Origin of the sequence: Nocardioides albidus (assembly GCF_006335005.1) — a bacterium.
GTDB lineage: Bacteria > Actinomycetota > Actinomycetes > Propionibacteriales > Nocardioidaceae > Nocardioides > Nocardioides albidus.
Genome location: NZ_VDMP01000015.1, coordinates 105,065 through 117,058 on the forward strand (window position 1 = coordinate 105,065; position 11,994 = coordinate 117,058).

Here is an 11,994-nt window from a genome sequence, read left to right on the forward strand (position 1 = left end):
CCTTCCGTGGAGTGCTTGGTCAGGGCGAGGCCGAGTTGGAGGTTCTGCTGCTGGTGGTCACCGTCATCGAGCCGGTGCCGGTGAACCGGCAGTTGGCACCGCCGACGTTGTAGCGGATGGTCCCGCTGACGGTGGCCGTCAGGCCCTCGCCGCAGGTGTCGGCGTTGACATAGCTCAGGCTGCCCGAGATGTTCGCCGTGGCCGTCCGGGGCTCGCGGATGAAGCCCTCTCCGCTCACCGAGGCGGCGCACCGGTCGCCGACGCACACGAAGGTGAGCTTGATCCAGCGGTCCTCCGAGGTGACCTCGAACGTCCGCGGCTCGCTGTAGCGGCGGGCCTCGTCGGGCGCGTCCGAGACGGTGCGGATCTGGAGGGGCACCGTGGTGCCGCCCTCGGTGACGGTGTCCTGGAAGGTCGAGCCGTCGTTCCAGTTCTTCCCGTCCAGGCTCCACTGGGTGCCCTCCACGGTGCGACCGTTCCCGGCCCCCGGGGAGATGGTCGCCCGGACGCCGTAGTAGCCGATGTTGACGGGCTTGCCGGAGGCGAAGGTCGGCTTGCCCCAGGTCTGGACCCCCGACAGGTGCTCGGGCACCCCGTCGACGGGGCTGCTGCCGTTGAAGGTCACCGCCCACACCCGCACCTCGTGGCTGCCGTTGCCGTCGAACTGGATCGCCCGGCCTCCGCCGCCGGGCGCGGCGTCGACGATCCTGCTCGTGCTCCCGGACTGCACGACGTAGTGGCGGATCGGGAGCCCGCCGTCGTCGGCCGGCGGGTCCCAGGCCAGGACGGCCGTCATGTCGGACGGCGACTGCCCGACCTCGGACAGGTTGCGCACCGGCCCGGCCTTGGTCCACGGGCGCCCGGAGACGCTCGGGCTGCGGTCGCTGGTCCCGGCGTCGTTGGTCGCCGCGACGGTGAACGTGAAGGTCTGTCCCTTCTGGATCCCGTCGCCGGGGTCGAAGGTCTTCGACGTCGTCGAGGGGTCGACGGTGTAGGTGGAGCGGTTGCAGCCGTTGCAGGTGATCTCGTACGACGACACGGGGTTGCCGTTGCTCTGCGACTCCGACCAGCGCGACCAGTCGATGCGCACCCAGGGCTGCGAGTTGACAGGGCTGTCCTCGCTGGCAGTGAGCTGCGGGGCCGCGCCGGACCTCATCGGGAGGCCGAACGGGGCCACGGCCTTCGACCCGGCCGAGAACTGCCGCCGCGGCTCCACGTCGTTGACGGCGCGGATCTCGAAGGCGTACGGCGTGCCGTTGGTCAGGCCGGAGATCACCTTCGACGTCTCGTTGCCCCCGGCCGTCCAGGTCCGGCTGCTCCCGGCCTCCTTGATCTCGTAGGAGGTGATCGGCGAGCCCTCGTTGGCCGGCGGCGACCAGCGCACGGTGAGCTGGCGATCCATCCGGGTCCCGGTCGGCTTGGGCTCGTTGACGATCGTGGGCGGCGACATGAGCTCGGGCGCCTTGTTGGGGATGATCTCCTCGGACGCGGGGCTCGGCTCGCTCCACCCCTCGCTGTTGCGGGCGCGCACCGTGAACGAGTAGGCCTCCCCCGGCGTGAGGTTGACCAGGCGGCAGGTGCTGCTCGTCCCGCAGCTCTGCTTGAAGTTGCGGGCGCTGACCTCGTAGTCCTCGATGGGGGCGCCGTTGGTCGCCGGCTCCTGCCACGAGAGGACGGCCGAGGACGCCTCGACCGACGAGAGGGTCGGACGCTCGGGCGCGTCCGGCACCGCCACGACCGTGACCGTGATCAGCGCGGTGGCGTCGCGGGTCTTGTCGCCCGAGGCGTCGGACACGTTGACGTTGATGATCGAGGTCCCGGTGTCGACGGGGGTGAAGGTGACCTCGGACCCCTCCGTGCGGAGCCCCTCCACGCGACCGCTGCCGCCCTGCACGCGGGCGCGGGTGGCCTCCAGCGGCTCGCCCGGATAGGGGTTGACCGCGTAGTCGGCGATGTCGACGGTCATCTTCTCGTCCTGGGTGCCCGTGACGCTGATCGCCGGGATCTGCAGGCGCGGACGGTCGCTGCCGACCACGTGGACCGTCACGACCGCGTCGTCGCGGCCGCCGTGTCCGTCGTCGGCCGCGACGTTGACGGCCAGGACGTCTCCGTCCTTCGCGCCGCCGGCCTTGACGCTCAGGACGCTGCCGTCGGCCGCCACCTTGGCGTCGAGGCCGCCTCCGGCGGACTCGACGGTCCAAGTCATCGACTCGAGGTCGTCCTTGTTGGCGTCCCGGGTCAGCCCGGCGAGATCCACCTCGCCGGCATCGCCCTCGACGGTGATGTCGAGGGTGGCGTCACGCATGACCGGCGCGACGTTGCCGGACGGCTCGACGTCGATGGGGATGGTCAGCAGCGAGGTGAGCGCCGCGTCCTCGGCCGAGGTCCTCCCGTCGGTCACCCGGACCGTGACGGAGGCGGGGCCGATGTGGTTGCGCGCGGGCATGAACCTGAGCGAGCCGGGCTTGCCCTCGACGTGGGTGACGACGCCGTTGACGGCCGTCGGCTCCTCGTCGGCGACGATCGCCGGCTGGCGCCCGGCGCGGGTGACCACGAGGTCCGCGACGTCGAAGGTCACCGGCTTCCCGGCGACCGCCCGGACCGGGACGTGGTCCTTGTCGGTCGTCAGCTGGGGCGGCACGTTGTCGGTGCCGGTGACGTAGATGACGCCGAAGGTCCCGGTCGACTCGTCGTCGGCGTCGTCGAGGCGGTAGAGCACCACCTGGTCCTTGGCGGCGAGCCGGACCCGGACGGTCCTCTTGTCCCCGCTGACCTGGCACTGCCCCTTGCTCCCGGCGTCGCAGGCGCTGACCCGCAGGTCCGACTTCGCGCCGTCGAAGTCGAGGTCGTTGTCGAGGACCGGGATCTCGACGGTCTCGCCGGGGTCGCGCCCGATGACGTCCCCGAGCTCGGCGACGTCGTCGCGCGCGATCGGCGCGTAGAACGGCGCGTCGCGGCTCGCCGTGACCTTGAGCACGGCGTCGTCCTTCGCGCCGGCGGCGTCCTCGATGCTGTAGCCGATGTTGGTGGCCGCGGTGCCGGTCTCGGGCGCGTCGCCGACCTCGAGCTCGACGAACCCGTCACTGTGCTCGGCCTCGTCGCTGGGGTTCAGCGAGGAGATGCGCAGCGGGTCGTCGTCGGGATCGACGTCGTTGGTCAGCACGTTGTAGGAGATCGTCCGGTTGGGCTGGACCAGGACGTTGTCGTCGAGCGCGACGGGAGACTGGTTCTCCGCCTCCTCGTCGACCACGCCGACCCGGACCTCGGCGACGCCCTCGTCGCCGTACTTGTCCTCGACCTCGATCTGGAAGAAGTCGGTGCCGGTCTTGCCCTCGAACGCCTCGTAGCGGATCCAGTCGACGCCGGTGTCGACGATGCGGCCGAGCGAGGGCGCGGTGAGGATGCTGCGGAAGGCCACGGAGTCGCCGTCGGGGTCCGCTCCGCCGAGGTCGACACCGATCACCTTCGGGCGTCCGGCGATCACCCGGTCGGTGATCGGCTGGGGCAGCGGTGGGTGGTTGTTCTTCGCGGAGTCGGGGATGACGTAGATCGCCGCCTCGGCCGTCGCCTTGAGCCCGTCGCCGTCGCGCACGCCGTAGATGACCGAGTAGTTGCCGGCCTTCTCGGGCGCGCGCAGCCGCAGGGTGTCGCCGGAGACCCAGACGTCGAGTCCCTGGTCGTTGACGAGATCGGACTGGAACAGCCGGGGCTTGGACCCGTCCGGATCGGAGTCGTTGGCGAGCACCGGGATCGTCGTCACCGCGCCCGCCCGGACCGTGACCTGGTCCTTGTTGGCGATCGGGTGACGGTTCTCCTGGGTGGCGCGCCGCTGGGCGATGACGAGCTGGCCGATGACGGTGCTGCGCCCGTCGGAGACCCAGTACTCGACGGTCGCCTGCTGGCCGAGGATGTCGGCCGAGGCGCTGACCACGGCGACCCGCTTGTCGACGACGGACACCTTGACGCCCGGGACCGACGGGCGCCCGATCCGCTTGACGACGAGGACGTCCCCGTCGGGGTCGAGGTCGTTGAGCAGGAGGTCGACCTGGGCCGTGCCGCCGGCGGCGATCGCCGCCTTGTCGCGTACGGCGATCGGCGGGCGGTTGTCCTTGGGCGGCGACTCGATGTCGAGCCGGATCACCGAGGACTTCGTGGCCGAGGAGTTGTAGGCGGTGTACTCGAGGTAGTAGCTGCGGGCCTTGTCCGAGGTGAAGGTGAAGGTGCCCGACTCGAGGTCCTTGGAGATCTCCGTGCCGGCGTCGCTGCCGAGGACCTTCACGCTCTTGAGGGTCAGCTCGCTGCCCTCGGGATTGCGGTCGTTGGTCAACGGCTGGACGACGACCGCCGTGTCGGCCACCCCCGAGGCGAGGTCGGGGACGAGCTCGGGAGGCGCGGCCTCGCCGAGGATGTCGACCTTCAGCTTGCCGTCGAGGACGGTGGTGCCGTCCTCGATCTTGTAGTCGATCTCGGAGACCTTCGCGCCGGTGCCGGTATCGGAGAAGGTGATCGTGCCGTCGGGCCGGTACTCGACCTCGCCGCCGCGGGCGGTCGCCTCGGTCAGCGTGAGGTCGTCCCCGTCCTTGTCGTAGAAGTCGGCCAGGAGGTAGTAGCTCGAGCTCTTGCCGGCCGCGACCGTGAGCACGGGCTCGCGCTTCGGCATCTTCTCCGGCTTGGCGTTGCGGTCCTTGGGCCGGATCTCCAGGGTGACGGTGGCGTACACCTGGTCGTTGACCCGGCCGTCGGTCACGTAGTAGCGGAAGGTCGCGGTCCCCCGAGCGTCCGCGGGGACGGCGACCTGGAGCTGGGTGCCGCCGCCGACGACCTTGACCTCGAGCTCGGGACCGCCGACGTACTGCGTCTTGGCGATGCTGATGATGTCGCCGTCGGGGTCGTGGTCGTTGAGGGCGACGACCGGCAGGACCGTCGAACGGCCCGGGCGGGCGCCGAGCGTGTCGTCCTCCGGCTCGGGCGGGCGGTTCTCCTGGTCGGGAACCTCCTCGGTGATCTCCTTGAGCTTCGACTTGTTCTCGTTCTGAGGGTCGACCGCCGGCCAGTTGTCGATCTTGGCCTTGCCGGGGTCCTGGACCAGCCAGGCGTCGCCGGTGACCGAGTCGTTGAGGACGACGACGTCGCGGTTGACCCGGAACTGCAGCAGGGCGCCGGGCTGCATGCCCGGGATCGGCGCCGTGTCGTCGTCGCTGTCGTCGGCGCAGTCGCGCAGGTAGTTGTGCACCGAGGACGGGTCGGACCAGGCGGCGTACACGCAGCCGGTGTCGGTCATCTGCACGGGCGCGGCGGGGCGCCCGGAGACGTTGCCGCGGCTGACCGTCTCGAGCTCGCCGCCGTCGACCGGCGTGACCTCGAGACCCTCCCGGGTGGCGAGGTAGACGACGTCGCTGTCTCCGGAGGGCTGCTGCAGCTCCACCTCGGACGGGTCCGGCGTCTCGACGACGACGGGCTCGGCGCCGGGGCGGGCGAGCTCGAGCGAGTTGCGGTCGAAGAGCACCGGGGTGTCGCCGACGACGCTCAGAGCGACCATGGCCGGGTCGTTGCCGAGGTCCTTGCCGAGCTCGAAGGAGTCGCCGGCGACCGGGGTGCCGGCGGCGTTCGGCCGGAACGGCGTGACCGCGCCGTCGCGGCCCAGCACCCATGCCGTGCCGTCGGTGCCGACGGCGGCGGTCAGGGCGCCCTTGAGATCGGGCGGAGTCCCCTTGGGGGTGAACCCGCTGAGGCGCTCGGCCGAGCGGACCCAGGCGTTGCCGGTCACCTTGTCGACGACGGCGAACGTGGATCCGCCGTTGGCGACGATCGCGCCGGTGGGCAGCGAGGTCGGGTCGAGGATGTCGGCACGGACCACGTCGATGGGCTTCACGGACCGCTCCGAGGTCACGTCGTCGACGTACACGCTCGAGGCACGCTGGAAGATGTCGAAGTCGGCGCTCGAGGCGTCGACGCCGAGATCGAGCTCCTTGATCTGCGGGTTGAGGCGGGCGACCAGCCCGAGCTCGCGGTTGGTGACCCACACGCCACCGTCGTTGAGGTCCACCTCGGTGAACGGCTTGCCGTCGTGCTGGAACGCGAGCACCACGAGGGTGCCGAGCACGAGGGCGAGCACGGTCGCGGACGCCGTACGGCGCCAGCGGCGGAGCCTGGTCGTCGTCTTGGTCACGTTCATGAGCCCACCACGCAGGTCTTCTCGGAGAGAGCGGAGGTGCCGCTGCCGTCGCGCGACAGGGCCACCTGGATGCACACGGTCGCACCGGGCGCCACCTTGACGGTCCGGGTCGTGGCCTCGGTGTACTGGGCCTCGGGGTTCGTGACGCCGTCGCCGGAGAGCAGGACCTTGAACTCGTCGCCCTGCTTCGGCTCCGCCTGGGTCCAGGTGAAGGTCCAGCGGGCGCCCTTGCCGGACTTCGTGACGACCGGGGTGGGCGCGCGCTCGAACGGCTCCACCGGGTCGGGCGGGTCCTCGCCCCGCAGCGTGCCCTTGCCGCGACTGTCGTCGCCGGGGCTGCCCGCGAGCAGGGCGTAGCCGACGGCGCCGACCAGCAGGGCCGCGACGACGCCGATCCCGAGCCGCGCCGCCAGCCCGAGCGGCCGCCCGCCGGAGCGCTGCGGCGGGGGACGCCTCGACGAGCTGGCGCCGGTGGCGACGTGCCCGGCGCGGTGCGGGCTGCGGGTGTCCTCCTCGGAGCTCGGCTGGAGCGGGGCCGGGCGGTCGTGGACGGCCGCCGGGATGATGACCGAGACCGGCCGGACCAGGGTCCGGGCATCGTTGGGCTGCTCCTCGCCGAGGGCCGACGGGGAGGCGTCCATCACCTCGAGCCGGGTCGGCGACTGACGCAGCTCGATCTGCACGTCCTGCAGCTGACGTCCGAGCACCATCGCGGACACCGGCCGGCGCTCGATCTCCACCGACATCGCCCGGCGCAGCACGTCGATCAGGGACGGCGGGGCGTCGGGGCGGCGCAGCGGCGTCAGCTGGCCCCGCTCGATCCGGGTCATCAGGCTCGCGTTGTCGTTGGGGGCGTCGCGCCGCTCGAACGGCGGGTGGCCGATGAGCAGCGAGTAGAGGGTCGCGGCCAGGGAGTACACGTCGCTGCGCACGTCGTGGCTGTCGGCGCTCAGCGACTCCGGGGGCGACCACGGGATCGACAGGCCCTGTGCCCCCGCGCCCGTCTCGCCGACGACCGAGGCGATGCCGAAGTCGGTGAGGAGCGGGACGCCGAAGGTGCTGGTGAGGATGTTGTGCGGCTTGATGTCGCGGTGCAGGATCCCGGCGCGGTGCGCCGTCTCGACCGCGCTGGCGATCTTCACGCCGATGTCGAGGACCTCGGCGACCGCGAGCGGCTGGGTGCGGTAGCGCTGCGCGACGTGCGGCGGCGGGCAGTACTCCATGACCAGGAACGCCCGGCCGTCGGAGCTGACGCCGGCCTGGTAGATCGGCACGATCGAGGGGTGGTTGGAGAGCTGGGCCATGACGTTGGCCTCGGCCCGGAACAGCTCGAGGGACGCCGCGTCGCTGCCGCTGCGCAGGACCTTGATCGCGACCTGCCGCGTCGGCAGCTCCTGCTGGTAGCGGAAGACGTCGGCGAAGCCGCCCTCGCCGACGAGGTCGACGAAGGTGAAGCCGGGGATCTGCGGTGGCTGCATGCTCAGACCTCGTCGGATGCGGGGACGAGGGTGGCGGTGAGGCCCTTGGAGAGGGTCAGGACGTCGCCCAGGGCGACATCGGTCGCCACCCCGCGGTCGAGCGGCACCGGGATCCGTCCCTGGCGGGCGAGGAGGGTGCCGTTGGTGGACATGTCGGTCACCGTCACCCGCCCGCCCTCCGCGGAAACCTCGAGGTGGGTGCTGGAGACGTAGGGATCGTCCACGGTGACCAGTGCGGGCAGGTTCTGGCTGCCGCCGACCTGCTGGATGCGCGGGCTGCGGCCGATGAGCACGCGGCGTCGCACGGCGACGACGCGGCCGGTCGAGAACGCCAGCGCGACGGTGGGACGCGCCGCCGGGGCCGGCGGTCGCGCGGTCGGGGCGGGCGCCGACGGCTGGGCGGACGCCGCACGCAGCGCCTGGAGCTGGGCGGGGGCGATCGTGCGCCCGTCGTGCTCCGGGGACGGGTCGACGCTCGGGAGGGGCTGCCATCCGGCGGGGGGTGCGGACGGCGCGGGCGGCAGGGACGGGGGCACGGACGGGGGCACGGACGGGGGTGGCGTCGTGGGCGCGTCGGGGCCGGCCGGCGGCGCGGCGGCGGGGGCCGCCGGCGCTGCGGGCCGGCTGCCGCGGACCACGGTGTACTCCGGGGCCGGGGGCTCCGGCGCGGCGGGCGCCGGGACGGGCTGGCTCGGGACGGGCTGGCTCGCGACGGGCTGGCTCGCGACGGGCTGGCTCGCGGCGGGCTGGCTCGCGGGCGCGGCCACCGGGATCCAGCGCACCCCGGCGCTGCGGACCACGCCGGTGGTGAGGGGCAGGGCGGGGCCGGCGGGCGGCGTACCGACGGGCGCGACCTCGACGACGGCGCCCGGCAGCACCTCGGCCGAGGCCTCGGTCCACATGGTGGCGTCGCGGCCGTCGACCGCGAACCCGTCGACCCGGACGACGAGCGCACCGCGCACGAGGATGCGTGCCTCGGCTCCGTCGAGGAGGACCGCCGCGAACTCGGGCAGCGCGCGCAGGTCGCCGCGGGACAGCACCTCGACGACCGTGGGCGCCTCGAGACGGCGGTCGAGCAGGGTGGCGACCTCGGCGAGCCGGTCGGGTGCGGAGACGACCAGGCCGGTCTCGGTGACGAGGGTGGCGAGGTCGCCCGGGACGTAGGTCGTCATCCGCGGTCCCGCGGCTCGGTGTCCTCGGCGGCCGGAGCCGCAGCCCCGAGCGCCTCGACGTCGACGACGACGACGGTGACGTTGTCGTGGCCGCCGGCGGCGACCGCGGCGTCGACAAGAGTGCTCACGGTGCGGTCGGGCGACATCTGGTCGGAGAGGATGTGGAGGATCGCCGTGTCGGACAGCTCCGAGGTGAGCCCGTCGGAGCACAGCAGCAGCCGGGACCCGGGCTCGGCCGGCACCAGCGCGAAGTCGGCCTCGGAGGTGGTCAGCGCGCCGATCGCGCGGGTCACGACGTGCCGCTCCGGGTGGCCGAGCGCCTCGTCGCGGGTGAGGTGGCCGGCGTCGATGAGCTCCTGCACCACGGAGTGGTCCTTGGAGATCTGCTCGAGCACGCCGCCGGCGTACGTGTAGGCGCGGGAGTCGCCGATGTTGGCCAGCAGCCAGTAGCCGCGGCCGTCCTCCAGGACGTAGGCGGCCGTGACGAGCGTGGAGCCGGGCGCGGAGCTGAACTCCGCGGCCAGCGACGCGACCCGCGTCTGGGCCGTCGCGATCGCGGCCTCCACGTCGGCCGGCTGCACCTCGTGGAGGGTCGCCAGGGACTCGAAGGACTCGACGACCAGCCGGCTCGCCACGTCGCCGCGGGAATAGCCGCCCATGCCGTCGGCGACCAGGAAGACCGGTGGAGCCACGAGGGAGGAGTCCTCGTTGACGGAGCGGACCCGACCCGGGTGGGTGCCGGCAGCGTGCAGGAGGCGTGTGTGATGTCCCGGCGACGGCCAGGACTCGGTACCCGTCGCATTGACCCGCACCGCTCGAACCCCCGAGGCCTCCCCATGCCCCATCCATCCGTCGGCTGGGACGCTGCGCGCAGCCTAACCCGCGCACGCGGGTGGTGAGGCATCGGCAGGACACCCCGTCACAGGCACATCGCCGACCGGCTCACGGCCACGGGTGCGGTCACGGGCCGGCGGCGCGCGCCCTTAGGCTGAGGGGATGAGCCAGAAGCCCGAGATCGACTTCGTCGACCCCACGCCGCCCACCGACCTCGTGATCACCGACCTCACCGTCGGCGACGGCGAGGAGGCCACGTCCGGCAGCACCGTGTCCGTGCACTACGTCGGCGTCGCGCTGTCCAGCGGCGAGGAGTTCGACGCGTCGTACAACCGCGGCACGCCGCTGCAGTTCCGCCTCGGCATCGGCCAGGTCATCCAGGGCTGGGACACCGGCGTGCAGGGCATGAAGGTCGGCGGCCGCCGCCAGCTCGTCATCCCGCCGCACCTCGGGTACGGCGACCGCGGCGCCGGCGGCGTCATCAAGCCGGGCGAGACCCTCGTCTTCGTGGTGGACCTGCTCGCCGTCAGCTGACGCGCGCGCGGCAGCGCGGCGCGACGAAGGAGCGACGCGCTCGCGCCGATCTACCAGGGCAGGTTGTCGGGGACGTCGTCGTCGGAGACCCGGGCGGCCTGGCCCTGGAGCTCGACCACGTCGCCGAGCACGAGCTGGCGTCCGCGCCGGGTCTCGACCTCGCCGTTGACCCGGACGAGCCCGTCGGCGATCACCGGCTTCGCCTCGGCCCCGGACTCCACCAGGTTGGCGAGCTTGAGGAACTGGCCGAGCCGGATCGACTGGTCACGGATCGGGACGTCCATCGGCTCGGGCACGCGCCCAGCCTAGTGGCCATAGCGGTTGACTCGTCGGGGGACATTCGTGCTGACAGTGCGTGCATCGCAGGCGGCGCGACGTCACCAGCTCGGGCCCGGTCCGGTCGACAAGCGCAGCGAGGAGCCTCGAACCCTCCGGGCCCCTCTGACGTGCCGATGTCCCCGCGAGCAGGTGGCTGGCGGGGTGTGGGGCGGGGTCCCTACTCGTCGGGCGGGGCGCTGGTGTCGTGCACGGGGTGGGTGCCGCGGTGGTCGACCCGGAACCGGAATCCGGTGGGGCTGGTCCAGACGTAGGTGCCGGGCATGAGGATCTCGTAGCGCCACCGGGAATGTGTCTTCGCGCGATGGTGCCGCCTGCACAGGGCGACTTCGTTGCAGGGGCAGGTCGGCCCGCCCTCCCCGTAGGAACGGTGGTGGTCGATGTCGCAGCGTTGGGCGGGGCGGGTGCAGTGCGGGAACCGGCAGGTCTGGTCCCGAAACGCGACACGGGTCTTGTGGCGGTCGGGGATCTCGTAGGAGCCGACCGGCACGTGGTCGGCCAGATCGATCACCGGCCGCACGACGATCGTGGTCTCGCGGGTGCGGAGCCATTCCCTGATCTGCGCTGAGCTGACCGGGCAGCGTCCTTCCTCCCACCTGCCGACCGGGTTCTGCCCGGTGAGGGTGGTGTCGGTGATGTGGACGTTCAACACCACCTTGCGACCCGGCAAGGTGGCGACGACCTCCCCGGTGTCGGGATCAGGAATCAACAGATCCAACGCGAGATCGGCGCGGGCGATCTCGGCAGCCGCCTTCGACCGCCGCACATCGAGCGACGAGTCGTCACCCAGCCGGCCGAGGACCTCGGCCCGCCGCGCGACGGCCTGGTCGAGGTCGTGCCCGTCCGCCGCATCCATAAGCGCGTCGACCTGGACGAGTCCGTGCTCGTCGACCTCCCCGATGTCGAAGCGACGTCGATCGGCTGCGGCCTTACGTTCGGCCTCGGCCTTCTCGGGGTCGAACCGCAACACAGCTTCGCCGACGCGGCGTTCGAGCTGCGCCCAGCCGACGCCGGTGGCGTCGAACAGCTGCCGGTCCACGAACGCCGCCGCCTCCGCGCTGAGCGGGCGAGTGAGGTCGGCGATCCGCTCGGCCCGCCACGGCGCCAACCCCCCGGCCATCACCGCGTCGTACACGTGGGGCAACCGCCAGGCGCACTCGATGACCCGCCCGACATACGCCTTCCCACCATCCGGGGTCCGGCCGAGGACCGCGACCAACTCCTCAACGCGAACTCCGACACCAACGGTGCGCCCGCGCCCACGATCGGGATGCCGGTGTCGAGGTAGCCCTCGGTGATCGTGGCAACGCCCGCCGGTCCGGTGACGACATGGTCGGAGGCCCAGGTCGTGATGTCCTCCCACTCCTCGATGATCAGGGTGTTGCGGGAGTGGATCCGGTCCCGCACGCGCGACAGCAGATCGGCTGTCGCGTCGGGTCGGGTTCCGAGATCCATGACTGCATCG

At 72.2% G+C, this 11,994-nt stretch carries 8 protein-coding genes; 1 reads left to right on the plus strand and 7 read right to left on the minus strand.

All coding sequences use genetic code 11. The features are described 5' to 3' along the window. Window positions 1-19: 19 nt before the first annotated feature. The 4 genes from FHP29_RS03320 to FHP29_RS03335 are packed head-to-tail and all read right to left on the minus strand — an operon-like array spanning window position 20 to window position 9,517. Window positions 20-6,169: an Ig-like domain-containing protein gene (locus FHP29_RS03320; RefSeq protein ID WP_139621442.1), complete on the minus strand. Its 6,150-nt coding sequence runs from the start codon at window positions 6,167-6,169 to the stop codon at window positions 20-22. A gap of 2 nt (window positions 6,170-6,171) precedes the next feature. Beyond that, the gene (locus FHP29_RS03325; protein WP_139621443.1) at window positions 6,172-7,653 is read right to left on the minus strand and encodes a serine/threonine-protein kinase; all 1,482 of its coding nucleotides are present in this window, start codon (window positions 7,651-7,653) and stop codon (window positions 6,172-6,174) included. 2 nt (window positions 7,654-7,655) lie between these two features. Further along, on the minus strand, window positions 7,656-8,825 hold the full coding sequence (locus tag FHP29_RS23070; protein WP_139621444.1) for an FHA domain-containing protein: 1,170 nt from the start codon (window positions 8,823-8,825) through the stop codon (window positions 7,656-7,658). Then, window positions 8,822-9,517, minus strand: coding sequence for a protein phosphatase 2C domain-containing protein (locus tag FHP29_RS03335; RefSeq protein WP_240044276.1), 696 nt, complete (start codon window positions 9,515-9,517; stop codon window positions 8,822-8,824). Before FHP29_RS03335 ends, FHP29_RS23070 begins: the two co-directional genes overlap by 4 nt. 304 nt (window positions 9,518-9,821) lie before the next feature. Here FHP29_RS03335 and FHP29_RS03340 point away from each other — a divergent pair, with 304 nt between their 5' ends. Continuing rightward, a complete protein-coding gene (locus FHP29_RS03340; protein ID WP_139621446.1) occupies window positions 9,822-10,193 on the plus strand; it encodes an FKBP-type peptidyl-prolyl cis-trans isomerase in 372 nt (123 codons plus the stop codon). 50 nt (window positions 10,194-10,243) lie between these two features. Here the strand turns inward: FHP29_RS03340 and FHP29_RS03345 are convergent, their stop codons facing one another. From FHP29_RS03345 to FHP29_RS03355, 3 genes are all read right to left on the minus strand, one after another. Next, window positions 10,244-10,477, minus strand: coding sequence for an RNA-binding S4 domain-containing protein (locus tag FHP29_RS03345; protein ID WP_139621477.1), 234 nt, complete (start codon window positions 10,475-10,477; stop codon window positions 10,244-10,246). A gap of 212 nt (window positions 10,478-10,689) precedes the next feature. Next, complete coding sequence (locus tag FHP29_RS03350; RefSeq protein WP_139621447.1) at window positions 10,690-11,649, minus strand: HNH endonuclease signature motif containing protein; 960 nt, start codon at window positions 11,647-11,649, stop codon at window positions 10,690-10,692. Then, a complete protein-coding gene (locus FHP29_RS03355) occupies window positions 11,649-11,984 on the minus strand; it encodes a hypothetical protein (protein ID WP_139621448.1) in 336 nt (111 codons plus the stop codon). The genes FHP29_RS03350 and FHP29_RS03355 overlap by 1 nt, the downstream gene beginning before the upstream one ends. Window positions 11,985-11,994 lie beyond the last annotated feature (10 nt).

Bases quoted from the DNA above. Each gene is read 5' to 3' on its own strand.
- FHP29_RS03325 (WP_139621443.1), bottom strand. From the start codon at position 7,653: ATGCAGCCACCGCAGATCCCCGGCTTCACCTTCGTCGACCTCGTCGGC.
- FHP29_RS03345 (WP_139621477.1), bottom strand. From the start codon at position 10,477: ATGGACGTCCCGATCCGTGACCAGTCGATCCGGCTCGGCCAGTTCCTC.
- FHP29_RS03340 (WP_139621446.1), top strand. From the start codon at position 9,822: ATGAGCCAGAAGCCCGAGATCGACTTCGTCGACCCCACGCCGCCCACC.
- FHP29_RS03350 (WP_139621447.1), bottom strand. From the start codon at position 11,649: ATGGCCGGGGGGTTGGCGCCGTGGCGGGCCGAGCGGATCGCCGACCTC.
- FHP29_RS23070 (WP_139621444.1), bottom strand. From the start codon at position 8,825: ATGACGACCTACGTCCCGGGCGACCTCGCCACCCTCGTCACCGAGACC.
- FHP29_RS03355 (WP_139621448.1), bottom strand. From the start codon at position 11,984: ATGGATCTCGGAACCCGACCCGACGCGACAGCCGATCTGCTGTCGCGC.